The 25521-nt window shown below is 75.4% G+C and carries 21 protein-coding genes; 12 read left to right on the forward strand and 9 right to left on the reverse strand.

Features of this window, described 5'->3' with window-relative positions; all coding sequences use genetic code 11:
- The 3 genes from SM577_RS24090 to SM577_RS24100 form a co-directional block, all read left to right on the forward strand.
- On the forward strand, positions 1 to 252 hold a 252-nt coding region (locus tag SM577_RS24090; protein ID WP_474588033.1), incomplete at its 5' end, for a hypothetical protein.
- A 103-nt stretch (positions 253 to 355) separates the two neighbouring features.
- Positions 356 to 2203 (forward strand): dynamin family protein, encoded by a 1848-nt coding sequence (locus tag SM577_RS24095; protein ID WP_302919977.1) that lies wholly within the window; start codon positions 356 to 358, stop codon positions 2201 to 2203.
- A complete protein-coding gene (locus SM577_RS24100) occupies positions 2200 to 3669 on the forward strand; it encodes a GTPase domain-containing protein (RefSeq protein ID WP_302919978.1) in 1470 nt (489 codons plus the stop codon). The genes SM577_RS24095 and SM577_RS24100 overlap by 4 nt, the downstream gene beginning before the upstream one ends.
- An 84-nt stretch (positions 3670 to 3753) precedes the next feature.
- On the opposite strand, the gene SM577_RS24105 is transcribed toward SM577_RS24100, so the two are convergent.
- Positions 3754 to 4326: a TetR/AcrR family transcriptional regulator gene (locus SM577_RS24105; RefSeq protein ID WP_474588034.1), complete on the reverse strand. Its 573-nt coding sequence runs from the start codon at positions 4324 to 4326 to the stop codon at positions 3754 to 3756.
- Between the two features lie 73 nt (positions 4327 to 4399).
- Here SM577_RS24105 and SM577_RS24110 point away from each other — a divergent pair, with 73 nt between their 5' ends.
- Together SM577_RS24110 and SM577_RS24115 are read left to right on the forward strand one after the other, a co-directional pair.
- Entirely contained in the window at positions 4400 to 6178 is a 1779-nt protein-coding gene (locus SM577_RS24110) for an ABC transporter ATP-binding protein (RefSeq protein WP_302919980.1), read from the forward strand.
- Positions 6179 to 6478: 300 nt separating this feature from the next.
- Positions 6479 to 7960, forward strand: coding sequence for a S1 family peptidase (locus tag SM577_RS24115; RefSeq protein ID WP_474581412.1), 1482 nt, complete (start codon positions 6479 to 6481; stop codon positions 7958 to 7960).
- On the opposite strand, the gene SM577_RS24120 is transcribed toward SM577_RS24115, so the two are convergent.
- Complete coding sequence (locus SM577_RS24120) at positions 7947 to 9284, reverse strand: AfsR/SARP family transcriptional regulator (RefSeq protein ID WP_474588035.1); 1338 nt, start codon at positions 9282 to 9284, stop codon at positions 7947 to 7949. The genes SM577_RS24115 and SM577_RS24120 overlap by 14 nt on opposite strands.
- Positions 9285 to 9447: 163 nt before the next feature.
- Between SM577_RS24120 and SM577_RS24125 the strand changes: the two genes are divergently transcribed.
- Complete coding sequence (locus SM577_RS24125; protein ID WP_474588036.1) at positions 9448 to 12402, forward strand: hypothetical protein; 2955 nt, start codon at positions 9448 to 9450, stop codon at positions 12400 to 12402.
- Between the two features lie 75 nt (positions 12403 to 12477).
- On the opposite strand, the gene SM577_RS24130 is transcribed toward SM577_RS24125, so the two are convergent.
- A complete protein-coding gene (locus SM577_RS24130; protein WP_302919984.1) occupies positions 12478 to 13482 on the reverse strand; it encodes an ornithine cyclodeaminase family protein in 1005 nt (334 codons plus the stop codon).
- Positions 13483 to 13674: 192 nt separating this feature from the next.
- On the opposite strand from SM577_RS24130, the gene SM577_RS24135 reads away from it, so the two are divergent.
- Positions 13675 to 14247 carry a hypothetical protein gene (locus SM577_RS24135; RefSeq protein WP_474588037.1) on the forward strand — a complete coding sequence of 191 codons (573 nt, stop codon included), beginning with the start codon at positions 13675 to 13677 and terminating at the stop codon, positions 14245 to 14247.
- An 85-nt stretch (positions 14248 to 14332) separates the two neighbouring features.
- Here the strand turns inward: SM577_RS24135 and SM577_RS24140 are convergent, their stop codons facing one another.
- The 4 genes from SM577_RS24140 to sigJ form a co-directional block, all read right to left on the reverse strand.
- Entirely contained in the window at positions 14333 to 15199 is an 867-nt protein-coding gene (locus tag SM577_RS24140; protein ID WP_302919986.1) for a MauE/DoxX family redox-associated membrane protein, read from the reverse strand.
- Between the two features lie 68 nt (positions 15200 to 15267).
- Positions 15268 to 15864, reverse strand: a complete 597-nt coding sequence (locus SM577_RS24145) for a cell wall protein (RefSeq protein WP_302919987.1) — start codon at positions 15862 to 15864, stop codon at positions 15268 to 15270.
- 16 nt (positions 15865 to 15880) lie between these two features.
- Entirely contained in the window at positions 15881 to 16294 is a 414-nt protein-coding gene (locus SM577_RS24150; RefSeq protein ID WP_302919988.1) for an RlpA-like double-psi beta-barrel domain-containing protein, read from the reverse strand.
- Between the two features lie 202 nt (positions 16295 to 16496).
- Complete coding sequence (sigJ, locus tag SM577_RS24155) at positions 16497 to 17381, reverse strand: RNA polymerase sigma factor SigJ (RefSeq protein ID WP_474588038.1); 885 nt, start codon at positions 17379 to 17381, stop codon at positions 16497 to 16499.
- A 538-nt stretch (positions 17382 to 17919) separates the two neighbouring features.
- Here sigJ and SM577_RS24160 point away from each other — a divergent pair.
- Both SM577_RS24160 and SM577_RS24165 read left to right on the forward strand, forming a co-directional pair.
- The gene (locus SM577_RS24160) at positions 17920 to 19209 is read left to right on the forward strand and encodes a sensor histidine kinase (protein WP_302919990.1); all 1290 of its coding nucleotides are present in this window, start codon (positions 17920 to 17922) and stop codon (positions 19207 to 19209) included.
- Positions 19206 to 19862: a response regulator transcription factor gene (locus tag SM577_RS24165; RefSeq protein WP_302920421.1), complete on the forward strand. Its 657-nt coding sequence runs from the start codon at positions 19206 to 19208 to the stop codon at positions 19860 to 19862. The genes SM577_RS24160 and SM577_RS24165 overlap by 4 nt, the downstream gene beginning before the upstream one ends.
- Before the next feature lie 64 nt (positions 19863 to 19926).
- On the opposite strand, the gene SM577_RS24170 is transcribed toward SM577_RS24165, so the two are convergent.
- Both SM577_RS24170 and SM577_RS24175 read right to left on the reverse strand, forming a co-directional pair.
- Entirely contained in the window at positions 19927 to 20514 is a 588-nt protein-coding gene (locus tag SM577_RS24170) for a TetR/AcrR family transcriptional regulator (protein WP_302919991.1), read from the reverse strand.
- 4 nt (positions 20515 to 20518) lie between these two features.
- On the reverse strand, positions 20519 to 22975 hold the full coding sequence (locus SM577_RS24175) for a PEP/pyruvate-binding domain-containing protein (protein WP_474588039.1): 2457 nt from the start codon (positions 22973 to 22975) through the stop codon (positions 20519 to 20521).
- 154 nt (positions 22976 to 23129) lie between these two features.
- Here SM577_RS24175 and SM577_RS24180 point away from each other — a divergent pair, with 154 nt between their 5' ends.
- The 3 genes from SM577_RS24180 to SM577_RS24190 all read left to right on the forward strand — a co-directional run bounded on the left by SM577_RS24180 (position 23130) and on the right by SM577_RS24190 (position 25508).
- The gene (locus SM577_RS24180) at positions 23130 to 24569 is read left to right on the forward strand and encodes a nitroreductase family protein (protein WP_474581404.1); all 1440 of its coding nucleotides are present in this window, start codon (positions 23130 to 23132) and stop codon (positions 24567 to 24569) included.
- 124 nt (positions 24570 to 24693) lie between these two features.
- Positions 24694 to 25035, forward strand: a complete 342-nt coding sequence (locus SM577_RS24185) for an MmcQ/YjbR family DNA-binding protein (RefSeq protein WP_302919994.1) — start codon at positions 24694 to 24696, stop codon at positions 25033 to 25035.
- Between the two features lie 86 nt (positions 25036 to 25121).
- Positions 25122 to 25508: a DUF2267 domain-containing protein gene (locus SM577_RS24190; RefSeq protein ID WP_302919995.1), complete on the forward strand. Its 387-nt coding sequence runs from the start codon at positions 25122 to 25124 to the stop codon at positions 25506 to 25508.
- The last annotated feature ends 13 nt before the right edge of the window (positions 25509 to 25521 follow it).

Consider the following 25521-nt stretch of genomic DNA (forward strand, 5'->3'; position numbering starts at 1 on the left):
ACCCTCGGCGGCCTCGGCATCGGCACCGGGCAGGGCGGCGTCGTCCCGCCGATCGACGTCCCCTCCACCGTGGACGGCGTCACCGGCCAGGTCGACGGCCTGCTCGGTGGGGTCACCGGCACGGTGGGCGGCGTGACCGGCGGCGTGACCGGCGGCGTGACCGGCGGTGTCACCGGCGACGCCGGGGTCCACGGCGACGCTTCGGCGTCGGCCGGCGGCGGCCTGCTCGGGGTCACCGACGGACTGCTCTGACCGGAACCGGTGGGAGCGAAAAGGCCGGACCGCCCTGGGCGGTCCGGCCTTTTCCCGGACCCCTCTTGATAATTGCCATGAAATCCGCACACTTGGTGCGGTGATGGCGGGGATCTGGCTGGACGTGCTCGACGAGATCGCCCGTACGTGCCGGGAGCACGGGCGCGGCGACCTGCTCCAGACGGTCCGGGACAAGCGCGCCCAGCTGCTGGATCCGACGCTGCGGGTGCTGGTGCTCGGCGAGCCGAACCAGGGCAAGAGCCAGCTGGTCAACGCGATCGTCAACGCCCCGGTCTGCCCGGTCGGCGACGGCCGCACCACCCTGCTGCCCACCGTGGTGCGGCACGCCGCGGTGGCCGCCGCCGCAGTGGTCCAGGCTCCACCGTCCACTCCGGGTCGGCCCGGCGGCGGCACCGGGACCGTGGAGCGGACGGCGGTCCCGCTGGACCAGATCCCCGCCGGGGTGGCCGGCACCCTGCGCCGGGCGGGCGGCGGGCCGGCGTACGTCGAGATCGGACTCCCCCGCGCCCTGCTCGGCGCGGGCCTGGTGCTGGTCGACACCCCGGGCGCCGACGAGGTGGCCGCGCTCGGCGCGGCCGCGCCGGCCGCCGCGCTGAACCGCGCGGACACCGTGCTGCTGGTCTCCGACTCGACCCGGGAACTCTCCGTCGCCGAGCTGAACGTGCTGCTGCACCTCACCCGGTCGCATCCCAACGTGCTGGTGGTGCAGACCAAGACCGACCTGGCGCCGGACTGGCGGGCGGTGGCCGAGCGCAACCGCAGGCACCTCGCCGAGGCCGGCGTGCCGGCGGCGCTGATCTGCGTGTCGGCGGCGCTGCGGCTGCGCGCCGCGGCCGCCGACGACCGCGACCTCAACGCCGAGTCGGGCTTTCCGGTGCTGATCGCCCGGCTCCAGCGCGACCTGGCCGGCAAGGGCGACGTGCTGGCCCGGGCGTCGGTGAGCCTGGTGGCCCGCACGGTGGTGGAGCAGCTCGCCGCGCCGCTGCGCGCCGAACTGGCCAGCCAGCAGGCCGAGCGGGAGACGGGCCCGATGTCCCGGCTGCACGCCGCCCAGCGGGAGGCCGACGAACTGCGCCGGTGTGCCACCCGGTGGCAGAACACGCTCGCCGACGAGATGGCCGACCTGCTCTCCGACATCGAGTACGACCTGCGCGACCGCACCCGGGAGATCCTGCGGATGGTCGACGACGCGTTCGACACCGCCGACCCCCTTGTCGCCTGGGACACCTTCGAGGAGTGGCTGCGGCAGAGCCTGGTCGAGGCGGCCGAGGCCAACCACGAGTGGCTGGTGCAGCGCTGCGACTTCGCCGCCCGGCGGGTGGCCGGCAACTTCGCCCGGTACGGCTACGACGTGCTGCCGCCGTGGTCGATGGCGGTGCCCGACGACCTCGGCGACCGGCTGCCGAGCATGGAACGGCCGAGCATCGACCGGTTCACCGCGGGGCAGAAGGTGTTCACCGGCATGAAGGGCTCGTACGGCGGCCTGCTCATGTTCGGCCTGGCGATGACGCTGGCCGGGATGCCGATGATCAACCCGGTGTCGATCGGCGCCGGCGCGCTGTTCGGCGGCAAGAGCATCCGGGACGAGGGCCGGCAGCTGCTGCGCCGCCGCCAGGCGACCGTCAAGACGGCGATCCAGCGGCACGTCGACGATTTCTTCGTCCGGATGACCAAGGAGTGCCGGGACGCCACCCGGCAGGTGCAGCGGATGCTGCGGGACCACTTCACCGCGCTGACCGAGGAGTTGCAGGAGGCCATCGTCGCGTCGCTGCGTACCGCCAAGCAGGCCGCGGACACCGACGCGGCGGCGCGCGACCAGCGCCAGCGCGAGATCCGGCTGACCATGACCCGGCTGGCCGCGCTCTACGAGCAGGCGCAGCAGTTGACCGGCGCCCGGCCCGCGGCGGCCACCCTGGAGCCCCGGGCATGACCGTCGGCCTGCGGCTGGACGAGGCGGTCTGGGGGCTGCTGCACCGGGCCCTGGAGTGTTACCGGGACGATCCCCGGGCCACCGCGCACCTGCGCCGCCAGTTGGCCCGGCTGGAGCAGCCGCTGCGCATCGCGATCGCCGGTCCGTGGCGCTCCGGCCGGTCGACGGTGTTGAACGCGCTGATGGGCGAGGAGGTCGCGCCGGTCGAGGGGACCGACGGCAGCGGCGTCTTCACCTGGTACGAGGACGGCGCGCAGCCGGCGGCGACCGCCTACTCGACCAGCCACCCGCCCCAGCAGCTCGCGGTGGCCAAGTCGGCGACCGGGATGCGGGTGGACCTGGTCGGCTGGCGGGCCGGCGAGCTGCGCGACATCGTGGTGCGGTGGCCCACCCGGGCGCTGCGGCAGATCACGCTGATCGACACGCCCCCGGTGACCGGCCCGGACGAGCACGGCCGGTCGCCGGTACTGGACCGGGTGCTGCGCGACGCGGACGCCCTGCTCTACCTGACCCGGGACGGTCGGGGCAGCGACCTGCGGCTGCTGGAGTCGGTCCGGGAGAGCGCGGTCGGGCAGGCCGCCCCGATGCCGGTGGTGCTGGTGCTGTCCCGGGCGGACGAGATCGGCGGCGGGCGGATCGACGCCCTGCTCACCGCCCGGCAGGTCGCCCGCCGGCAGCAGCGCGACCCGCGGGTCGACGCGGTCTGCCTGAACGTGGTGGCGTGCAGCGGGCTGCTCGGCCTGGCCGGCCGGGTGCTCAGCGAGTCCGACTACGCGGCGCTGGCCCAGCTGGCCCGGGTGCCCCGCCCGGAGCTGGAGGCGTACCTGCTCTCCGCCGACCGCTTCCTGCGCGGCGAGCTGCCGGTGGCGCTGGACGCCGAGGTGCGCGCCACGCTGCTGGAGCGGCTGGGCCTGTTCGGGGTCCGGCTGGCCACCACCCTGGTGCGGACGGGTTGCGACAGCCGGGTGGCGCTCTGCGCGGAGCTGATCCGGCGCAGCGGCCTGACCGAGCTGCGCGAGTCGGTGCACCGGTTCTTCGTCGACCGGCGGGACACCCTCAAGGCGCGCTCGGCGCTGGCCGCCGTGGAGGCGGTGCTACGGGCCGAGCCGGGCCCGGGCGGCGCGGAACTGCTCGGCACTGTCGAGCAGATCCTCGCCGGCGCGCACGAGTTCCAGGAGCTGCGCCTGCTCGCCGCGCTGCGGGACACCCGGCTCGGCTTCGACGCCGACCTGGCCGCGGAGGCGCGGCGGCTGGTCGGCGGTGACGGGGTCGGGTTGGCCGCCCGGCTCGGCGTCGAGCACGACGCGACGGTGCAGCGGCTGTGGGAGGTCGCCGCCGACGCGCAGTGGCGCTGGCGGGAGCGCGCGGAGGATCCGGTGTTGCGGCTGGCCCAGCGGCGGGGCGCGGAGGTCGTGGTCCGCAGCTGCGAGGGGATGCTCGCGGAGCTGGCCGAGGGCGGGCGCTGACCGGTCAGCGCGGACGACCCGCCGGCCGGCCGCCCACCGCACGCACCGCCCGCCGCATGGTCAGCGCGGGCGCGCGCCGGTCGGTCAGGTCGGGCGGACCGCGATCGCGCCGTCGACGGTGCGCAGGATCAGGCGCAGCACCTCGTGCCGGGAGGCGCCGGTCTCGGCCAGGTAGGCCCAGCCCGCGTAGAGCTGGGACCAGACCAGGCTCTGCAACCAGTCCGCCGGCAGCTCCGGGTCGATGGTGCCGTCGGCGTGGCCGCGCTCGACCATCGCGGCGAACTCCGGGTCGCACCCCTCGGACCGGCCGGCCGCCGGGTCGACGCAGAGCCCCGGCTCGGTGAACATGAGCGAGAGCAGGTTGCCCAGGTCGAAGTACTCCTGGCAGAGCCGGCGCAGCGCCGAGGCGCCGGTGCCCTCGCCGATCCGGGCCTGGGCGGTGGCGCGGCCCAGCCGGGTGACGGCCTCGGCGCCCACCGCGGCCAGCAGGTCGGAGCGTTCGGCGAAGTAGCGGTGCAGGGTGGTGCGCCCCACCTCGGCGGCGGTGGCGATGTCGCCCAGCGAGGCGGCCGGGTTGCGCCCCAGCACCTCGATCGCCGCGTCGACGATCGCCTGGCGGGTCCGCGCCCGGCTGCCGGACACCTGCACCTCGGTCACGCCGAGAGGATAGCAACAGCCCAGTTCGGAATACAGCTTGACTGTAGTGGAACATGGCTGTTCCATTCAGGTCATGGCTCCTTCCAGCTCCGAAGCCGCCCTCCCCCGACTCCGCACACTGGCGTCGTTCCTCGCCCCGCACCGGCGGACGATGCTCCTCGGCCTGGTGCTGGGCCTCGCCGCGAACGCGGCCGGGCTGGCCACGCCGATGGTCACCAAGTGGGTCCTCGACACCCTCGGCGCAGGCCAGTCGATGGTCCGGCCGATCGGCGTCCTGCTGGCCCTCGTCGTCGTCGGCGCGGCGATCACGCTCTGCCAGTGGCGGTTGCTCGGCACGCTGGCCGAGCACATCGTGCTGGACGCGCGGACCGCGCTCGTCCGGCGCTACTTCCGGGCCCGGGTCGGCGACCTGCAACGCCGGCCCACCGGGGAGCTGGTCACCCGGGTCACCTCCGACACGCACCTGCTGCGCGAGGCGTCCGGCAGCATCGTCGGCCTGGTCAACGCCGGCATCGCGCTGCTCGGCACGCTGGTGCTGATGGGGGTGCTGGACCTGTTCCTGCTGGGCTGCACCGTCGTGGCCGTGCTCGTGGTCGCGGCGGTGATGGGCGTGTTGATGCCCCGGATCGCGGCGGCGGAGGCCGCGGCGCAGGAGTCGATGGGGCAGCTCGGCGGGGCGCTGGAGGGCGCGCTGCGGGCGATCCGCACGGTCAAGGCCAGCCGCGCCGAGGCCCGGCTGGGCGAGCGCGTGGTCGCCGACGCCCGCCAGGCCGCGGCGCACAGCGTACGGTCGGCCCGGGTGACCGCCTCGGTCTGGACGATCGCGTGGACCGGCATCCAGCTGGCGGTCATCGCCATCCTCGGCATCGGCGCCTGGCGGGCGCAGCGCGACCTGCTGGAGATCTCCAGCCTGATCGCCTTCCTGCTGTACGCGTTCCAGCTGATGGGGCCGATCAGCGAGCTGACCCAGAACACCACCGCCCTGCAGGCCGGCGTGGCGGCGGCCGGGCGGATCCGGGAGATCGAGGCGATCGAGACCGAGCCGGAGACCCCGCCCACCGCCGCGACCCGGCCGGCGGTGGCCGACCCGGAACAGCCGGTGCTGGTCTTCCAGGACGTCACCGCCCGGTACGGTCCGGACGCGCCGCCGGCGGTACGGGGCATCGACCTGGTCATCCCGCGCCGCGGGCACACCGCGATCGTCGGCCCGTCCGGCGCCGGCAAGACCACCCTCTTCTCGCTGATCCTGCGGTTCCTCGAACCCGAGCACGGCCAGTTGCTGCTGGACGGCCGCCCGTACGCCAGCTACAGCCACGACGAGGTGCGCGCCCGGCTGGCGTACGTGGAGCAGGAGACGCCGGTGGTGCCCGGCACCATCCGCGACAACCTGCGGTTCACCCACCCGGACGCCACCGAGGCCGAGATCCGGGAGGTGCTGCGCGCGGTGCGGCTGGACGAGAAGGTCGACTCGCTCCCCGACGGCCTGGACACCTCGCTGGCCTCCACGGAGGTGTCCGGCGGGCAGCGCCAACGCATCGCCCTGGCCCGGGCCATGCTGCGCACCCCCGACGTGCTGCTGCTGGACGAGGCGACCGCGCAGGTCGACGGGCTGACCGAGGCGGCGCTGCACGAGTGCGTCCGGCAACGGGCCGCGACCGGCGCGGTGGTCACCATCGCGCACCGGCTCTCCACCGTGCTCGACGCCGACCGGATCGTCGTGCTGGCCGACGGCCGGATCCGGGCCCAGGGCACCCACGCCGAGTTGCTGGCCGGCGACGACCTCTACCGCCGGCTGGTCGAGGCGCTGCGCATCGCGGCCGAGCGGCGCGACGACCCGGTGACGGTGCGGTAATCCGCGCCCGCCGGACACCTCCGGGGCGGGCCCGGCCGCGTCACCTGGTGATATGAGTCAGATGATATAGAGCTATCTCGATCGTATCCGCGTAGGTTGACGCTGACCCGTTCGATCGGGCCGGCGTCGGGGCCGAGGGTGACCAGCGGCTACGGCACGGCCGGGCCGGCGGGTCGCCCGGGACCAGCCGCGCCGCCCACCACTCGCGCCGGGCGGGCCGCGGCGGGCACCGGGACCCGCTCCCGTCCGCGGCGCAACCCCCACGAACCAGCGCCGCGGCCGCCCTCAAGGAGGCCACGGATGAGACGAAGCCTCGCCGCCGCGGCAGCAGCGATCCTGCTGCCCGCCGGCGCCCTCACCATCGCGGCGGCGCCGGCCGCCGCCGCACCGTCGGACGTCCCCGCCACCAGCGCGGCGGCGCCGCCCGCCGCGGCGTCGTCGGAGATGTTCGCCGCGATGCAGCGCGACCTCGGCCTGACCGCCCAGCAGGCCCGCACCCGCATCGCCCGGGACGAGAAAGGCAGCCGTACGGACGCCGCGCTGCGCCGGTCGCTCGGCGCCGCGTACGCCGGTGGCTGGCTGACCGCCGACGCGCTGGTCGTGGCGGTCACCAGCCCGGCCGCGGCGGACCGGGTCCGGGCCGCCGGCGCGCAGCCGAAGCTGGTCGAGCGCAGCGGCGCGGACCTCGACCGGATCAAGTCGACCCTGGACCGGCACGCCGCGAAGGCGCCCGCCGCCGCGATCCCCGGCTGGTACGTCGACGTCGCCACCAACACCGTGGTGGTGCTCGCCCGGGACACCCGCGCCGCCGCCGCGTTCGTGCGGGCCAGCCGGGTGGACGCCGCCGCCGTCCGGGTGACGGCCACCACCGAGGCGCCGCGCACCTACTACGACGTGCGCGGCGGCGACGCCTACTACATGGGCGGGCGCTGCTCGGTCGGCTTCTCGGTCACCGGCGGGTTCGTCACCGCCGGCCACTGCGGCACGGTCGGCACCGCCACCCAGGGCTACAACCAGGTCTCGCAGGGCACCTTCCGCGGGTCGTCCTTCCCGGGCAACGACTACGCCTGGGTGCAGACCAACTCCAACTGGACGCCGCAGCCGTGGGTGAACAACTACTCCGGCGGCAACGTCACCGTGGCCGGCTCCACCGAGGCGGCGGTCGGCGCGGCGATCTGCCGCTCCGGCTCCACCACCGGCTGGCGGTGCGGCTCGATCCAGGCCAAGAACCAGACGGTCAACTACGCCGAGGGTTCGGTCAGTGGCCTGACCCGCACCAACGCCTGCGCGGAGCCCGGCGACTCGGGTGGCTCGTGGCTCTCCGGCCAGCAGGCGCAGGGCGTCACCTCCGGTGGCTCCGGCAACTGCACCTCCGGCGGGACGACCTACTTCCAGCCGGTCAACGAGATCCTCTCCGCGTACGGGCTGACGCTGCGTACCAGCGGTGGTGGTGAGCCGCCGCCGCCCACCGGGTGCAGCGGCTACGAGGCCACCTACACCGGTTCGATCTCGGCGGGCCAGAGCCGGTACCAGCCGAACGGCAGCTACTACTACTCGTCGGTCTCCGGCACCCACCGCGGCTGCCTCGACGGGCCGGCCGGGGTCGACTTCGACCTCTACCTGCAGAAGTGGAACGGCTCCAGCTGGGCGGACGTGGCCGGGTCGTACACGGCCGGCCCGGACGAGTCGCTGAGCTACACCGGCACCGCCGGCTACTACCGCTTCGAGGTGCACGCCTACAGCGGCTCGGGCAGCTACTCGATGGGCATCACCAACCCGTGATCCGGACCGGTGCGACCACCGCCGGCGTTCGCACCGGTCCCGCCGACGGCGGGGTGGCGGAGTCCCCTCCCCACCCCGCCGTCCCGGCGCCCCCACCCGGGGTGGCCGGTTCGAGGTCGACGGCGGCGGCCCAGGTGTGCTCGAAGAGGTCGGCGAGGGTGGCCGCGACGCCCGGGTTGCGGATCACCAGGGCCCCCGCCGCAGCGCCGGCCGCGGCGGGCACCACGGCGATCCGCCGGTCCAGGATCACCATCTGCCGCACCGGCCGGTCGGTGACCCGGTGCCGGTCGCCGGCCCGGTGCAGCCGCAGCGAGTACGCCAGCTGCGCGGCCCTCGACAGCACGCTGCGGTGCACGACCGTGCGCCACCGCGTGTCACCGCGACGGAGCCGCCGCAGGTAGCGGGCCAGTTCACCGGGGCCGGCCGGCTTCCGGTGCACGGTCAGCACCTCCCGGGCGTCGCGGGCCAAGGCCCAGAGCCGGCCGGCCACCAGCTCCCGGTCGTCGATGCGCTCGATCTCGGGGGCCGGGGCGGCCGGGGCGGCCGGGATGGCCGGGATGGTCGGGGCGGCCGCCGGCTCGCCCGCGACGCCGCCGTCCCGCAGCGCGTGGTGGAGCCGCCGCAACTCCTCGCCCGGCCCGGCGCCGAGTTCACGGCGCAGCCGGCGGTCGAGCCGCCGGTACGCGGCCACCGCCTCGGCCGGTCGGCCGGCGGCCGCCAGCGCCCGCATCAGCAGGCCGACCAGCGACTCCCGGATCGGGTGCGCGGTGGTCAGGGCGACCAGCTCGCCGACCACCTCCCGGTGGTGGCCGGCGTCGAGGTCCAGGGTCAACCGCCGCTGCACCGCCGACAGCCGCTCCTCGACCAGGACCGGGGCCAGGGCCCGCGCCAGCGGGGCGTCCTCCCCCAGACCGGCCAGCGGGACGCCGCCCCGCCACAGCGCCAACGCCTCGCCGAGCAGGTCGCGGGCGGCCGCGCCGCCGGCCTGCTCGGCGGCGGTGACGAGCCGGCGGAACCGGTGCACGTCGACACGCTCCGGATCGAGGTCGAGCACGTACCCCGGCGGGCAGCCGCGCAGCCCGGCGGTGGGCAGCGCGCGGCGCAGCTGCGAGACGTACACCTGGACGGCCTTGCGGGCCGCGGCCGGCGGCCGGTCGCCCCAGACCGCGTCGACCAGGTCGTTGGTCGGCACCAGGCGGCCGGGCTCCAGCGCCAGCGCGGCCAGCACCGCCCGCTGCTTGGGCGGCCCCAGCGGTACGCCGGTCCCGTCGCGGCTCGCCGCGACGGGACCGAGCAGGTGCAGATCGACGACATCGCGTGACACACGGCCTCCCCAGGACCGCCGCATTCTAGGCATCCACTGTGGTGGGTGGCGACGCCAGCCGATCATTAACCGCCGATGGCTAGCCTTCCGCGGCGGCCGCCCCCTGGCCGCACCGGGACCGCACCGGCAGGCGGTCGGTCCCCCCGATCTCCGAGGGAGCGAGATGAGAAGACCCCTGGCCCTGGTCGGCGCCGCGGTCGTGCTGGCCGCCGCCGCGCTGACCGGCGGCACGGCGCAGGCCGCACCCGCGGCACCCGCTGCCGAGCGCACCGTCGGCACCGCCCGGACACCGGCCACCCCGGAACCCGCGGCGATCCCGCCGGCGGTCCAACGGGCCAAGCCGTTCCGGGCGGTGCCACCGCCCGCGCGGGAGCCAGCCGCCAAGGCCGCCCCACCGGAGTTCGGCCCGGGCGAGAAGATCCTCGCGGCGTACCACCGGGGGAAGCTGTCCCGCGACGACGCCGTGCGGCACGGGCTGGCCGCGCTGCGGGCGCCCGACACGGTGCCGGCGCACCTGCGGCCGACCGGCGCGATCCGCGACCCGCAGCGCTACCTGACCTACCTGTCCATGCTGGCGGCCGGCGCCCGGCCGGAGGTGGCCCGACCGATCGCGCCGGACGTCACCGCGCCCGCCGCGGCGCCCACCGCCGCTGCCGACTACGACGACTGCGCCGCCGAGCCGTACGAGTACCTCGGCGTCACCTACCGGTGCCGGGCCAGCGCGGGCGAGTTCCTCATCCTCTACAACATCGCCTCCGGCGGCCAGCCCGGTATCCCGGCCGACTACAACCCCAACGGCCGGGCCAAGGCCGTGCAGTACATGCTCAACTCCCTCTCGATCGCCGTCGGCGAGTACCGGGAGATGGGCTACCCGCTGCCGGTCCGCGACGGCAAGCCGTGGGTGCTGGTCTACGGCGTGGACGAACTCCCCGTCGTCGGCGGCCTCGGCTTCCCGATCGACGCGCCCTTCGTGCTGCCGTTCGGGCTCAACCAGCAGGCCACCATGCTGGTGCCCAACGGCGCGGACGACTGGGACTACCTGCCCCGGCACGAGCTGTTCCACGTCATGCAGTACCAGTACTGGGACCGCAGCGACGTCAGCCTCGACTACCTCTTCAACTTCGTCGGGGGCAAGGAGTTCGGCTCGATGAACTGGTGGATGGAGGCCACCGCCGAGTGGGCCGCCCACCAGACGTACGTGCGCGAGCCGTACGTGCCGATCCAGGACTCCGAGAAGCTGTACGCGCGCAACGTCTACGACGTGCTGAGCAAGCCCGGCGCCGCGCTCAACTCGTGGGGCGGGCTCGGCGGCGGCCCGCAGTACGGCGCGTTCCTGCTGCCGACGTACCTCACCGAACAGGTCGACGCGGCCTTCGTGCGGCGCACGTGGGAGAGCGTCCGGGACCACGACCACCTGCCGATCGAGGCGATCCGGCACACCGCGCAGGGCTACGGCCTGAACTTCAAGGACATGCTGCTCGGCTACCACATCGCCAACTACCGGCTGACCAAGGCGAACGCGGCCCCGGCGCCGCACCCGGACGCGTGGCGCAACTACGGCTACACCGACCCGGACGCGGTTGCCCTGTGGCGTTTCAACCTCGTCGGCGAGGCCGGGACGAGCGACGACGGCCTGGGCAGCGCGCGTCCGGCCCGCAAGAAGCACTCCACCCCCGCCGGCACCCACGTCACCTACGAGGACATCCTGCGCAAGGGCGGCGCCGTCTACCACGACTTCTGGGCGGTGCCGAACTCCGGCGACCCCAGCTGCGGGTACTGCTCGACCCTGCTGGTCGACGTCACCAAGGACGCCAACCGCAGCTCGGCGGTGGTCGTCTGGTCGCGATCCGGCGGCGGCGGGACGGAGTACCCAAGCATCCAGACTGTGCGCTACCCCGACGCGGGCGGACTGATCACGGTGCCGGACTTCAAGTACCCGATGGTGGCGACCCTGGTCTCCACCTGGACCGAGCTGGACATCCACTCCGAGGACGCGGCCAACAGCCCGAAGACCTTCTCCACCTACGTGGAGACGACGCTGCCGCTCAAGCCCCGCTCGTGCACGCTGCGCCCGCTCTCGGTGCAGAGCGTGGAGATCGACGTCGAGCCGCAGGGCACCTTCAACCGGTACGCGGCCAGCACGCCGGACGGCTGGACCGGTGGCGACTCCACGTACTCGGTGAAGCTGCCGGACGGCCGTATCGTCTGGCTCTTCTCCGACACCTGGCTCGGCCCGCTCAACGCCGACGGCACCCGGCCGCTCAGCGCGCCGCTGGTGAACAACACGTTCGTGGTGCAGAACGGCGGCAGCCTCACCACCTACCAGGGCGGCACGCCCGGGTTCCCGCAGGCGCTGATGCCGCCGTCGGCGATCGGCAAGTGGTACTGGATCGGCGACGGCCACCTCTCCGACGGCCAGCTCCAGGTGGTGTTCCAGGAGTACGAGCGGTTCGGCTCGGGCGCCTGGGACTGGCGGTTCAACCGCAACGTGGTGGCGAACTTCGCCCTGTCCAACCTGCGCGAACCGGTCAGCGTGCGGGAGTTGCCGTCGGCCAGCGGGGTGGCGTGGGGTTCGGCGCTGCTGCCGGCCAGCCGCAGCATGGACGGTTTCACCTACGTCTACGGGGTCGACGACTCGCCGATCAACAAGCAGATGCGCATCGCCCGGGTCTACGGCGACGACCTGGCCGACGGCACCTGGCAGTACCACACCCCGTGGGGCTGGACCTTCCGGGAACAGAACTCGCGCAACCTGCTGACCGGCATCGCCAACGAGTACAGCGTCACCCCGTGGCGCAGCCAGTTCCTGCTGCTCAGCCAGGACAGCACCCAGGCGTTCAGCGGCCAGATCAACGCCTGGACGTCCTGCTCGCCGTACGGCCCGTTCACCCAGAAGACCCCGGTCCACCGGATGCCCGAGCCCGGCCCGTACGGCAGCTACTGGAACCCGAACGTGATCTCGTACAACGCGCACGTGCACGCGTCGCTGAGTTCGGGTGACACCTTCCTGGCGTCGTACAACGTGAACAGCATGGACACCCGGATCTCGGAGGACGGGGACCACTACCGGGACCCGGGGATCTATCGCCCCCGGTTCTTCCGGTTCACCCTCGGCTGACGGATCGCGCCGCGCCGGGCCCGCCTCCGGGCCCGGCGCGGTCGCCCGCCGACCGGGCTCCGCCGGCGCGAGCCGTCAGCCGGGCTCGGCCGGCGCGGTCGCCGCGTCCCGGGACCGCCGGTAGACCTCGACGGCGACGACGAGGTCCTGCCACGGCATGCCGGTCCCCTTGTACAACCGCGGCCCGCCGTCCGGCAGCCGGTCGCGTCCGGTCACCAGGTGGTGCAGTGGGATCAGCTCCTCCTCCCGCAGCACCCCGGCGGCCAGAGGGATGACCACGTCACCCGCCTCGCGCAGGGTGCTGGCCCGCGACTCCACCACGACGTGCGCGCGGGCGACGAGCGTGTCGTCCACCTCGCGGGCGCGCGGCGAGTGCGAGCCGATCGCCACGACCACCGCGTCGGCCCGCACCAGCGCCCCGTCGAAGAGCGGGGTGGCCGCACTGGTGCAGCAGCAGATCACGTCCGCCCCGCGCACCGCCTCGGTCGCCGAGCCCGGCTCGCGGGCGTCGACCGCGACGCTCCTGCCGGCGAGCCGGGCGACCAGCCGGTCCCGCCGCGCTCCGGGCCGGGCCACCACGGTCACCGCGCCGACGTCGTGCGACGCGAGCAGCGCCTCGGCGTGGCCGAGCGCCTGCGGGCCGGCCCCGAACACGGTGAGCCACAACGGTCCGGCGGCGGTGGGCGGCAGCAGGTGGCGCACCGCGAGCGCGGACATCGCCGGCGTACGCAGGTTCGTCAGGCCGGCACCGTCGACGAGCGCCACCGGGCGTTGCTCCGGACCGGCGAAGAGCAGGAACGCACCCTGGATCAGCGGTTGGCCGCGGTCGGGGTTGTCCGGCGTGCTGGTGATCAGTTTGCAGCCGGTGTGGCCGTCCCGGGTGGCCGGCATGACCAGCAGTTCACCGGTCGCGGTGGCCAGCCGGGAGCGGGGCGGCTGCCGCTCCGGGGCGAGGCCCTGGACGAGGGCGGTCTCCAGGGCGTCGACAGCGGCCCGGATCGGCGTCCGGGCGACGTCGGCCGCGCCGATGAGGCGCATCCCGGCGAAGGCGGCGATGGTCGGCTCGGCGGGCTCGGTCACGGACGGCTCCGGGATGGACGGCGGGCGGGACAGCCCGAGGCTAGTCCCCGGTCACGGCGGGCAGCCGGCGGTCGGAAGGTCCCTCCGGGCGGGGGGCGAAGGTCCCGTCGACTGTGGTCCGCCGGCACTGCTCGGGCCCGGCCGGAACGGGTGGAATGAAGTCGTAACCAAGAAGTGAGAGGAGCAGGCGCCATGACCGCCATCGCTGAGCGCCCGACCGTCAACCGCACCGCCACCACCGCCCACCGGGCGGTCACCGTCCCGGCCGAGACCACGCGGGAGAGGGCGACCCGGTACACGCTCGCCGGCCTGCGCCTCGCCCTCGGCTGGACCTTCCTCTGGGCCTTCCTCGACAAGATGTTCGGGCTGGGCCACTCGACCGAGAGCGCCAAGGCCTGGATCAATGGTGGCAGCCCCACCAAGGGCTTCCTCGGCAACGCGGTCGCCGGACCGTTCGCCGACTTCTACCGGTCGTTCGCCGGCGCCGCCTGGGCCGACTGGCTCTTCATGATCGGTCTCGCCGCCATCGGCACCGCCCTGATGCTCGGCATCGGGATGCGGATCGCCGCCGCCGCCGGCGCGCTGCTCCTGGTCATGATGTGGACGGCCGTCCTACCCCCGGAGAACAACCCCTTCATGGACGACCACCTCATCTACGCCGGCGTCCTCGGCGTCCTGGCCCTCACCGCCGCCGGGAACACCCTCGGCCTCGGCAGGTACTGGAGCCGGCTGCGGATCGTGCGGCGCATGCCCTTCCTGAAGTGACCACCGGCCCGCGAGGGCGGCACCCACACCGGGTGCCGTCCTCGCGGCGTGCCGGGCCCCGTCCACCGGGTGGGGCGGCCGGTGCTCACACCGGCACGACGGCGAGCCGCGGGCCGCTGGGCGGCGCGGTGCCGGCCAGGCTGAGCAGGGTGTGCCCGGTGGCGTCGTCGACCAGGGCGACCCGGACCGCGCCGGGCTCCGGGTCGGCCAGCGGCACGGCGAACACCGCGGTCACCGGGCGGCCCTGGTAGCGCGCGGCGTGCGCGACGAAGCGCCACCCGCCGTCGTCCCAGTGCTCCCGTACGTCGGAGCGGAGCAGCGCCGCCACCCGGCGGTAGGCGTCGCTGAGCTGGAGTTGCTGCACGGTGGCGAGCAGCGGCACGCCGGAGCCGCCACGCAGCGGGTGGGTCAGCCGGGCGCGCAGCCGGCGCAGCGGCAGCAACCAGGCCGGGTCGAGTTCGGGCGAGAGCGCCACCACCACCGCCAGTTCGGCGAGCAGCACCGCGCCGCCGGCCACCGGCCGGGTGGCGAGCGCGTCCGCCCAGCCGGTGGTGGCCGGCACGGCCAGGCCGCCGGCGGCCAGCAGCAGCGCGGCCCGGGCCAGGCTGCGACCGGAGACCGGGACCGGCCGGGCGCTCAGGCACCCGCAGGAGGAGGTCGGGGCCGCCCGGCGGGCGTAGCCGAGGTAGCCGAGGAAGCCCGCGGCCAGCACGGTCGCGGCGACCGCCTCCAGCCGCAGCGCCGGCGGCAGCAGGAGCAGCCCGCCGAGGGTCAGCTCGACGCCGCCGAGCAGCCGGTACGCCGGCAGCGCCCGGCGCTGCCCGACCAGCCGGACGAGCGCCGACCGGTGGGCCGCGGCGGCGGCGTGCCGGCTGACCAGCTTGACGCGGGCGGACCAGATCAGCACCACACCGACGAGCAGCGGTTGCAGCGCCGCGATCAGCTCGATCATGGGTTCTCCCCTCAGGTGTCCGGCGGCGGCGCCCCGGGCGGTCCGGTGCCGCCCGGGGGCCGCGCGGGTCAGGCGGCGGCGTAGACGGTGGCGATGTCGATCTCGTTGGTGTCCGGGTGCCAGGCGCCGAGCACCTGGACGTGCCGGCCGACCCGCAGCAGCGACATGTCGCTGACCGCCGGCGTGCCGTTGTAGACCGCCGCGGACCGGCCGGGCACCACGTGCGCGAGGATCCGCTGGCCCTTGTGGTCCAGGTGCAGCACGTTGCGGCCGACCGCGGCGACGTGCCCGTGCAGGTTGACGATGTTGACCCACACCGAGTCGGCGGCGAGGGTGCCGTCGGGCAGGCGGACGCCGCGCGCGTACAGCCCGTCACCGACCGCCACCCGGTCGAAGGTGGTCGGGTGCAGCTTCCAGATGCTCGTGCCGTCGGTGATCCGGATCGAGTGCAGCACCGTGTCCGAGCCGGTGACCAGCAGCATGCTGCCGGAGATCTTGCTGATCCGGCCCTCGGCGAAGTTCGGGTCCGGCGCTCCGGGCGCGACGGCGGTGGCCTCGGCGGCGAAGGCGGCCTCGGGGGCGAGCGAGCCGAGCGCGGTGGCGCCGACCACGCCGCCGAGCGCGGCGGTGGCGAGCAGCCGCCGGCGGTCCAGGGTCTGGTCCATGGTGGTGCCCTCCCGTTCAGACGGTGTCGACCGAGCAGGGCCGCAGCCCGGTGGAGAGACTGGCGATCACGCTGTACGCCGCGGGCGTCAGGTCGATAATCCGGTTGCTGCCGCAGGCCGAGCCGCAGCAGGTGCGCTCGCCGCAGAACAGGTCGGTCTGCGGTCCGCAGTCGGCGATGGTGGTGCCGATCCGGGCGCCGTTGCACAGGTTGGTGGTGTAGTGCCGGAAGCCGCAGCCGCGGCGGCTCATCCCGGTGATCCCGCAGGCGTGCGGGCGGGTGATGGCCAGGCACGCGTCCGAGGTGTTCGGCCAGGCGTGCTGGTAGTTGCCGGATCTGCAGGTGCCGCAGGCGCCACCGCCGGCCGAGCCGCAGGGACCCCAGGCGGTGCCACAGCAGAACCAGGACACCTCACCTCGCAGAGCTGCCATGGGTACCTCCCCTCCAGGGACGTGATCGAGAACGATCAGTGTCTATATAGACGCTGATTGTTGTGTTACAAATCACCGAAGTCAACGGGAGGATGGAAGCTTTCCTACGGGCGGTGATCGCCGTCCGGCCCCGGCCCGGGTGGGGCCGGGGCCGGACGGCACGACGCCGCCGGGACCGCCGCCCGACCGGGCGGGCCGCCGGTCAGTCGCCGAGGGTGGTCAGGTCGAGCGCGGCGAGCCGGTCCGGGTCGGCGAGCACGTCGATGGCGACGATCCGGCCGTCGGCGACGGTGAAGCCCATCACCGACAGCGGCCGGCCGTCGGCCACCACCACGACCCCGGCCGCCCCGTTGACCAGCGCCGGCCGGGCGAACGGGGATAGCCGCCCGAAGGTGACCGCCTGCCCGGCGACCGCCCGGGCACCGGTGACGACGACGGTGTGGCGCGGGCGGGCGGGCCCGCCGTCGGAGCGCAGCACGACCTGGGGATCGAGCACCGCGACGAGCGCGTCGAAGTCACCGTCGCGGGCGGCGGCGAAGAACGCGTCGACCACCTTCCGCTGCCGGGCGAGGTCCGCGTCGGGTGCCGGCGCCTGCCCGCGTACCCGGCGGCGGGCGCGGCTGGCGAGCTGCCGGGCCGCGGCCGGTGACCGGTCCACCATCGGCGCGATCTCCTCGAACGGCACCGCGAACATGTCGTGCAGCACGAACGCCAGCCGCTCGGCCGGGGTCAACGTCTCCAGCACCACCAGCAGGGCCAGCCCGACCGAGTCGGCCAGCACCGCCTGCTGCTCCGGGTCGAGGCCGGAGTCCGGGCCGACCACCGGGTCCGCCACCCGGACGTCGAGCGGCTCCTCCCGCCGCGACCCGCGCGAGCGCAGCATGTTCAGGCACACCCGGGCCACCACCGTGGTCAGCCACCCCGCCGGGTTCTCCACGCTGGCGGCGTCGGCGCGGCTGACCCGCAACCAGGCCTCCTGGACGGCGTCGTCGGCCTCGCTCACCGAGCCGAGCATCCGGTAGGCCACCGCCCGCAGCCGGCTCCGGTGTTCCTCGAACCGCTCCGTCAGCCACTCGCGCTCGTCCACCTGTCACACGCCTTCCTCGCCGGGGTCCCTACCCGGTTGACCCGCCGCGGCCGGCCGATGTGACCGGCGGAGCGGATTCCGGTCCGGCCCGGCGCGCCGCCAGCACCCGGAGCGCGACCCCGACGGTCCAGGCGAGCAGCGGGAACACGGCGACCCGCGCCATGCCGCCGACACCGAATCGGCGCCGACCCGGGCCAGGAACAGTACCGCCCCGGCCGTGCCGGTCAGGCCCGGCCCGAGGCTCCACCAGCACACCGAGCCCAGCAGCGTGGACGGCCGGGCCAGGGCGGCCACCACCATCCCGAGGTTGCCCGGCACGAAGATCAGCAGGGCGGCGGGGAAGTGCCGGTTCTCGTCCACGTCGCCGGGTAGGCACCGGCCAGGGCGTAGCCGCCCGCGCCGGCGAGGGTCGGCAGCCGCGCGGGCCGGACGGCGGCGCACCGGGCCTGGTGGGTCGGGGTCGGGTAGGGCTGGATATACCCGGAAGCTACGCCCAGCCGGCTGGGGCGGTCTCCGCACCCCGATTAGCGTCTGCCGCATGACTCAGGCTGACCCGCCGTACCTGGCCCAGGCGCTGCGCCGACCCCGCTACCTGCTCTCCTGGTGGCCCTGGCGGGCGCTGGCCTACCTGCTCACCACCGTGCCGGTCGCCGGCACGCTCGCCGTCGGCCTGCTCGTCGTCGGGGCGCCGCTGCTGGCGGCCGGCAACGCGGTGCGGCAGGGCCGCCCGGTCGAGCTGGCGCTCGTGCTGTTCCTGGCCGTCGGCAGCCTGGTCACGCTGGCCCTCGCGCCGGTCGTGAGCATCCCGGTGGCCGCCGTCGAGCGGTGGCGGCTCGGGGTGGTCGACCAGCGACCGTCGCCGGCGGCGCCCTGGTCGGGCCTGGCCGCCCGGTACACCAGCGCCGCGGCCTGGCGGGAGGTCGCGTACGCCTTCTGGCTGGGCAGCGTGGTGCCGATCGGGTACTGGGTGTTCGCGCTGGTCGCGCTCCTCGACCTGACGCTGGTGGCCAGCCCCTGGCTGGCCGGGGAGGCCGACGAGGTGATCGTCGTGTGGACCACGGTGGACACCCCCGGGGAGGCCGTCCCGTACGCGATCCTGGGCGTCCTGCTCCTGCCGGCGCTCTGGTACGGGGCGGGAGCGCTCGCCGCCGGCCAGGCCGCGGTGGCCCGGTGGCTGCTCGGGCGCCGCGACGACGGGGCGGCCCTGCGGGAGGTCGCCCGGTCGCGGACCCGGCTGGTCGACGCGTACGAGGCGGAGCGGCGCCGCATCGAGCGGGACGTGCACGACGGCGCGCAGCCCCGGCTCACCAGCCTCACCCTCCAGCTCGGCCTGGCCCGGCTCGACGTGCCGGCCGACTCCCCCGCGGCCCGGCCGCTGGCCATCGCGCACGACCAGGCGAAGGACCTGATGGTCATGTTGCGGCAGATCGTGCACGGCATCCGCCCGCAGAGCCTCACCGACCTCGGGCTGGCCGGCGCGGTGCGGGAGCTGGCGGGCGAGGCGACCATCCCGGTGACCGTGCACGCCGAACTCGGGCGGCAGCCGCTGCCCGAGGCGGTCGAGACGACCGCCTACTTCGTGGTGTCCGAGGCGCTGGGCAACGTGGCCCGGCACGCGCGGGCCGGCCGGGCGGAGGTACGGCTCACCCGCACCGGCGGCCGGCTCGTGGTGGAGGTCCACGACGACGGCCGGGGCGGCGCCGACCCGGCCCGCGGCACCGGCCTGACCGGTCTCTCCGACCGGGTGGCCGCGGCCGGTGGCCGGCTGCTGCTGGCCAGCCCGCCCGGCGGCCCTACCCTGGTGCGGGTGGAGCTGCCGTGCCGGTGACCCGGGTCGTGCTCGCCGAGGACGAGGTGCTGCTGCGGGAAGGGCTGGTCGTCCTGCTGACCCGGTTCGGCTTCGAGGTCGTCGCCGCCGTCGGCTCGGCGCCGGCGCTGCTGGAGGCGACAGGTACGCACCAGCCGGACCTGGTGGTCACCGACATCCGGATGCCGCCGGACCAGCGCGACGACGGCCTGCGCGCCGCGGTCGCGCTGCGCGCCGAGCGGCCGGGGCTCGCGGTGGTGGTGCTCAGCCAGCACGTGCAGGCCGAGTACGCCGCCGCGCTGCTGGACAGCGGCGACGGCCGCCGGATCGGCTACCTGCTCAAGGACCGGGTCGTCGAGGTGGCCGAGTTCGTCGACAACCTCCGCACGGTCGTCGCCGGCGGGACCGTGGTCGACCCCGAGGTGGTACGCCGGCTGCTGCACCGCCCGCGCGATCCGCTGGCCGCGCTCTCCCCCCGGGAACGGGAGGTGCTGGTGCTGCTCGCCGAGGGCCGCTCCAACGCGGCCATCGCCGCCCGGCTGCACGTCACCGAGGCGGCGGTCGGCAAGCACGTCGGCAACATCCTGACCAAGCTCGGCCTGCTGCCCAGCGACGACACCAACCGCCGGGTGCTGGCGGTGCTCACCTACCTGCGCGCCGGCCCGGCGAGCTGAGCCGGCCGGCCGGACCCGGCCGAACCGCCCGGCCGGGTCCCGGGGCTCGGCCGGGTAGGCGGGGTCAGCGGGCCGGTGCGCCGTCCGCCGGGCCGTAGAGGCTGTCGAGGTGGGTGTCCAGCGCGGCCAGCGCCTGCTCCACCGTGTACTGGCCGCCGAGCAGGTAGAGGCCCAGCCCCTCCATCAGGGCCAGCACCCCGGCGGCCGCGTCGCGGCGGGACGCCGGCAGCAGGCCGGCGACGAAGTCGACCAGTTGCCCGGTCCCCTCGCGGGTGCCGGCGGCGGCCTCCGGGCGTACCGCGGTGTAGGCCAGGAAGGCCAGCGCCACCCGCCCGTCGGCGCGCGACTCCTCGGTCAGCGGCAGCAGCGCGGTGAGCATCGTCCGGAGCAGGTGCCGGGGCGGCGGGTCCTCGCCCAGCCGGCTGACCGCGCCGGTGATCCGGGCCTGGCTGCGGTCCCGGACGACGTCCATCGCGAAGGCCATCATCTCGTCCTTGGTGCGGAAGTAGTGCTGCACCAGGCCGGGCGAGACCCCGGCCTCGGTGGCCACGTGGCGCAGGCTCACCGCCTCCAGTCCCTGCCGGGCGGCGACCCGCATCAACGCGTCGGCGATGAGCCTGCGCCGCTCGTGGCGGTCGACCCTCTTCGGCATGGCGTCATGCTGTCACGGCGCGGTGGGACCGGTGACCGGCCGTCGGCGGGCCGGCGTCGGGGTCCTCGACGGTCACCGTCCCGGCCGCGGCGTCCACCGTGACGAGCTGCCCGGTGCGGATCCGCCGGGTGGCCTCGGGCACGCAGATCACGGCCGGGATGCCGTACTCGCGGGCCACCGTCGGGCCGTGCGCCATCACCGCGCCGGTCTCGGTGACGAGCGCGGCTGCGGTGAGGAACAGCGGTGTCCAGCCTGGGTCGGTGGTCGGCGCGACCAGCACCTCGCCGGGTTCGAGCCGCGCGGTGGCCGGGTCGTGGACCACCCGGGCCGGTCCGGTGGCCCGGCCGGCGGCGGCCCCCACGCCGAGCAGCGCGCCGTCCGGGGCGGGGCGGGCGGGCAGGACGGCCTCGACGTCGGTGCCGTCGGAGAGGACGGCCACCGGAACGCTGCGCCGGCGCAGTTCCCGCCGGTGCACCGCCTGCCGGGCGGCCACCGTCGCGCGGTGGTCGGCCCCGTCGTGCACGGCCGCGTGCGTCTCGTCCAGGGTCAGGAACATGACGTCGCCCGGCTGCGCCAGCAGGCCGCGTTCGGTCAGGTCGGCGCCGATGAGCAGCAACTGCCGGCGCATCTCGCGCAGCCGGTACAGGCCGGCGAACTTGCCGGCCTCGCGCAGCCCGGCCAGCGCCCGCGCCCGGCGCAGCAGGAACCCGGCGAGCCGGCCGCGGACCGGCCGGCGGCGGCGGGCCCGCGCGAGGAGTTCCGCCAGGGTGGCCTCGGCGGTCGCCGCGGCCCGGGCGAAGCGGCGGTCGGGCGCCTGCTCCGGATCGGTGACCCGCAGGTAGTTGGCGATCATGGCGAAGACCGGGGTCGGGTCCTCGTCCCAGCGGGGCACCCCGACGTCGACCTCGGCGACCGCGCGGTGGCCGTAGCGGTCCAGGAAGTCGGCGAGCCCGATGTCGGGCAGGGTTCCCTGCGCGTAGCGCGCGGCCAGCTCCGACGGCGGCGTGGTGAGCAGCAGCTCGCGGTGGTCGCCGGCGCGTTGGCTCAGCCGCCAGAGCGCCAGGTCCATGTCGAGGGTGACGTTGTGCGGCATGCCGGCTAGCACGGTGTTGATCTCGTCGCGGCTGGCCACCCCGGCGAGCAGCATGGGCGGCAGCGCCGCGGCGAGCATGCCGGCGACGATCGGCCAGACGATGTCGTCCGCGCCGGCCGAGGTGTCCTGGGCCCGGACGAACTCCAGCCGCTCGGCGGCGGTACGCAGCCCGGCGGGCGCGGCCGAACCGAGCCTGAGCTGCTCGACCTCCCGGAACAGCCGGTCCCGGGCGGCGTCCGGCCGGGCCAACGAGCGGGTGACCCCGCTGACCGCGCGCAGGCCGGTGCGCAGGGCCGGGCCGGAGCGGCTCCGGCGGGCGGCGGCGCGCGGGGCCGGTGCGAACCGCGGGTCGGCGAGCACGTGCTCCATCACCGCCTGCGCGCGCGGGCCGAAGTCGACAGCCATCAGCTTGACCAGCCGCTTGCGGGTGGCCCGGTCGCGGGCCAGGTCGGTCAGGTCGCCGTAGAGGCGCCCGCCGATGTCGGTCACCTCGACGGTCAGCCCGAAGGAAGCCAGCATCCCGGCCACCAAGGCCTTCAGGCTGGACATGCCCATCGGGGTGGCCGGCTGGAGCATGCCCTGGACGTGGCCGAACTCCAGGTAGACGCGGGGGGTGGGCTTGCCGGTGTCCGGCGGGAGCGGGAACAGCGTGGTGATCGGGCGGGACTGCAACAGCCACAGCACGCCGTCGTGGTCGTACGCCCACTCGACGTCCTGCGGGGCGCCGAGGTGCCGCTGGAGCCGGTGGCCGGTCGCGCGCAGCTCGGTCAGCTGCGCGGCGGTCAACGGTCCGGCCGCGGTGGGCGGCGCGTCGCCGAGGACGTACCGGTCGACGGCGGTGGCGCCGTCGACGACGGCGGTGCCGAGGCCCGGGGCGGCCTCCACCACCGTCTCGGTGCGGCAGCCGGTGAGCGGGTTGGCGGTGAACAGCACGCCGGCGGTGGCCGGATCGACCATCCGCTGCACGACGACGGCCATCCGCACCGACGCGTGGTCGATCCCGTGGGCGTCGCGGTAGGCGACGGCGCGCGGGTGGTGCAGCGAGTCCCAGCAGGCGCGGATCGCGGCCAGCAGATCGGGCAGCCCGGTGACGCCGAGCAGGGTGTCCTGCTGGCCGGCGAAGCTGGCGTCCGGCAGGTCCTCCGCCGTGGCGCTGGAGCGCACCGCGACCGGTCCGCCGCCGAGCTGCTCGTACGCCCGGGCGACCTCGACCTCCGGGACGGTGCCCTGGTCGTGGGCGGCGGTGGTGACGCAGAACCCGGCCGGCACCCGCTCACCGGCGCGGATCAGCTCGCCAAGCCCGGCCGCCTTGCCACCAACCAGCTCGACCATGTCGCCGGTCACCTCGGAGAGTGCGATCACCCACATAGCGGACACCTCTTTTGCGATGCAGTTGCATTGCGAAAGACGCTACCGGTTTTACGATGCAACTGCAACGCGAAACCGGCCGGGCCGCGACGGGTGTGCGCCCGGCCACGAGCCGGCGCCGCCCTACGCCCGGCCGGGCTGGCAGGATGGCCGGGTGGATCTCGACTCCGGCGCCGGGCTGCTGCACCGGCTGACGTCCTACCTGCCGAGCCGCGAGTGGAACGTGCCGGCGGACGATCCGCGGGTGCGCCAGGACCTCGTGCCGAACGACCCCGCGACCCTGCCGCCGCCGGTGAAGGACTACCCGGACGGGTTGCCCGTCGTGGCGCTGCCGCGCGACCTGCCCGACCCGGGCGTACCGGCGACGGCCGTCCTCGCCGGCGTCACCGGCCCGGCCCGGCCACTCGACGCGGCGCAGCTCGGGCGCGTGCTGTTCCTGGGCGCCGGCGTGGTCCGCACCGCCCGGCGCGACGGCCGGCCGATCTACTACCGGGCCGCCGGGTCGGCCGGGGCGCGCTTCCCGCTGGAGGTCTACGCGAGCACCCGCGGCGTCGCCGGGGTCCCGGACGGCGTGCACTGGTACGACCCGGCGCGGCACGCGCTGGTCCGGGTCGCCCCCGCCGCCGCCGGGGCGGTGACCACGCTCGTGGTGACCGGCGTGCCGTGGCGGACCGGTTGGCGCTACGCCGAGCGGGGCTGGCGGCACCTCTACTGGGACGCCGGCACGCTGCTGTCCCAGCTGTCGGCGGCCGCCGCGAGCGCCGGTTTCCCGGCCCGGCTGCGGTCGCGCTTCCCGGACGCCGCGGTGCGGACCCTGGTCGGCGCGGACGGGGTGCACGAGTACCCGCTGGCCCTGCTGTCCCTCGGCGACGGCGAGCCGGCGATCGGGCCGGCCGGGCCCGCCGCCCCGGGCGACCTGCCGCCGGTCGAACTGCCGCTCTGCACCGCCGCGCAGCGCGCGGGCGAACGCGACGACCTCGGGCAGCCGTGGCCGCAGGCGGCCCCGCTGCCGGACTTCCCGCCGTCGGACACGCTCGACGAGGTGGTGCGCCGGCGCGGCTCGCAGCGGCGGATGGACCGCTCCCGGACGCTGCCCCGCGCCGCGCTGGAGTGGCCGCTGGCCGCGGCGCTGCGCGGGGTGCCGGTGCCGCACTGGGTCGCCGTGCACGGCGTCGACGGCGTGCCGCCCGGCCTCTACCGGTGGCCCGACCTGTCCCGGCCGCTGCGCGCCGGCGACCTGCGCGACGAGCTGCTGCGGATCTGCCTGGACCAGTCGCTCGCCGGCGACGCGGCGTACGTGGTCATCGCGGCCACGCCGCTGGCCGGGCTGGACGACCGCGGCTACCGGGACGCCCAGCTCGCCGCCGGCCTGGTCGAGGGGCGGCTGCACCTGGCCGCGTACGCGCTGGGCGCGGGGGCGTCCGGGATGACCTTCATCGACTCCGAGGTGCCCGGCCTGCTGGCCGAGCCGGACGAGCTCGCGGCCCTGCTCTTCACCTGCGTCGGCGTCCCCGCATACCGCTCCCGCGCCGGGGGCCGGCCGGGCGCCCCGGTCGAGATCCGCCCGGTGGTGCCGCGCCTCGGCCGGTCCTGACCGGGGGCGGGGCGCCGGCCGGGCGCTCCCGTGCCGCCCAGCGGCCAGCCGGCGCCGACGCCCGCGGTGGCCGCCCGGTGGACGACGGTGACCGGCTGTCGGGGGGCCTCGCTACCGTGACCCCATGGTGACCGTCGCCGACGTCCGCGCGCTGGCCCGGACGCTCCCCCGCACCAGCGAGCACGTGATCCACGACCGGATCAAGTTCCGGGTGGGCGCGATCGTCTACGTCGCCTTCTCCCGCGACGAGCGGACGATGGGCTTCGGCTACCCGAAGGAGCAGCGGGACGGCCTGGTCGCCGCCGAGCCCGACGTGTTCTTCCTGCCCGGCGCGTCCGACCTGCGGTTCAACTGGGTGTGCTGCCACCTCGACCGGCTCGACCACGACCAGATGACCGAGCTGGTGACCGAGGCGTGGCGGATGGTGGTGCCGAAGTTCCTGGCCCGGCAGCGGCTGGGCGACTGAGCCGGAGCGAACGGGCGTACGGGCGGAGCCCGTTTGCCGCCGGTCGGCGCGGGTAGCCACGGTCTCCGGCACGGGAAGGACGGCGCATGGCTGAGCTGAAGTTCTTCGACAAGGTGGCCGCGCGGGCGAACGTCCCGGCGGAGACCGCGCGTTCCCTGACCGAGGCCACCCTGCGCACCCTCACGGAGCGGATCAGCGGCGGCGAGGCGGCGGACCTGGCCGACCGTGTCGCGGCCGAGCTGCGCCCGCTGCTCATCAAGGGCACCGAGGACCCCGAGGTCTTCGGGCACGACGAGTTCCTGCGCCGGGTGGCGGAGCGGGCCGGGGTGGCACCCGACCTCGCGGCGCCCGGCGTACGGGCCGTCCTGCAGACCCTGCACCGGGTGGCCGGGCACGCGGAGTTCGAGGAGGCTCTGGCGCAGTTGCCGGCCGACCTGCGGGCCCTGGCCGAACCGGTGCCCCGCACGCCCTGACCCGCACCCGCCG

The sequence above is a fragment of the Micromonospora desertarenae genome, assembly GCF_056150265.1.

Bases quoted from the DNA above. Each gene is read 5' to 3' on its own strand.
- SM577_RS24095 (WP_302919977.1), top strand. From the start codon at position 356: ATGGCGGGGATCTGGCTGGACGTGCTCGACGAGATCGCCCGTACGTGC.
- SM577_RS24100 (WP_302919978.1), top strand. From the start codon at position 2,200: ATGACCGTCGGCCTGCGGCTGGACGAGGCGGTCTGGGGGCTGCTGCAC.
- SM577_RS24110 (WP_302919980.1), top strand. From the start codon at position 4,400: ATGGCTCCTTCCAGCTCCGAAGCCGCCCTCCCCCGACTCCGCACACTG.
- SM577_RS24115 (WP_474581412.1), top strand. From the start codon at position 6,479: ATGAGACGAAGCCTCGCCGCCGCGGCAGCAGCGATCCTGCTGCCCGCC.
- SM577_RS24125 (WP_474588036.1), top strand. From the start codon at position 9,448: ATGAGAAGACCCCTGGCCCTGGTCGGCGCCGCGGTCGTGCTGGCCGCC.
- SM577_RS24135 (WP_474588037.1), top strand. From the start codon at position 13,675: ATGACCGCCATCGCTGAGCGCCCGACCGTCAACCGCACCGCCACCACC.
- SM577_RS24140 (WP_302919986.1), bottom strand. From the start codon at position 15,199: ATGATCGAGCTGATCGCGGCGCTGCAACCGCTGCTCGTCGGTGTGGTG.
- SM577_RS24145 (WP_302919987.1), bottom strand. From the start codon at position 15,864: ATGGACCAGACCCTGGACCGCCGGCGGCTGCTCGCCACCGCCGCGCTC.
- SM577_RS24150 (WP_302919988.1), bottom strand. From the start codon at position 16,294: ATGGCAGCTCTGCGAGGTGAGGTGTCCTGGTTCTGCTGTGGCACCGCC.
- SM577_RS24160 (WP_302919990.1), top strand. From the start codon at position 17,920: ATGACTCAGGCTGACCCGCCGTACCTGGCCCAGGCGCTGCGCCGACCC.
- SM577_RS24170 (WP_302919991.1), bottom strand. From the start codon at position 20,514: ATGCCGAAGAGGGTCGACCGCCACGAGCGGCGCAGGCTCATCGCCGAC.
- SM577_RS24175 (WP_474588039.1), bottom strand. From the start codon at position 22,975: ATGTGGGTGATCGCACTCTCCGAGGTGACCGGCGACATGGTCGAGCTG.
- SM577_RS24185 (WP_302919994.1), top strand. From the start codon at position 24,694: ATGGTGACCGTCGCCGACGTCCGCGCGCTGGCCCGGACGCTCCCCCGC.
- SM577_RS24190 (WP_302919995.1), top strand. From the start codon at position 25,122: ATGGCTGAGCTGAAGTTCTTCGACAAGGTGGCCGCGCGGGCGAACGTC.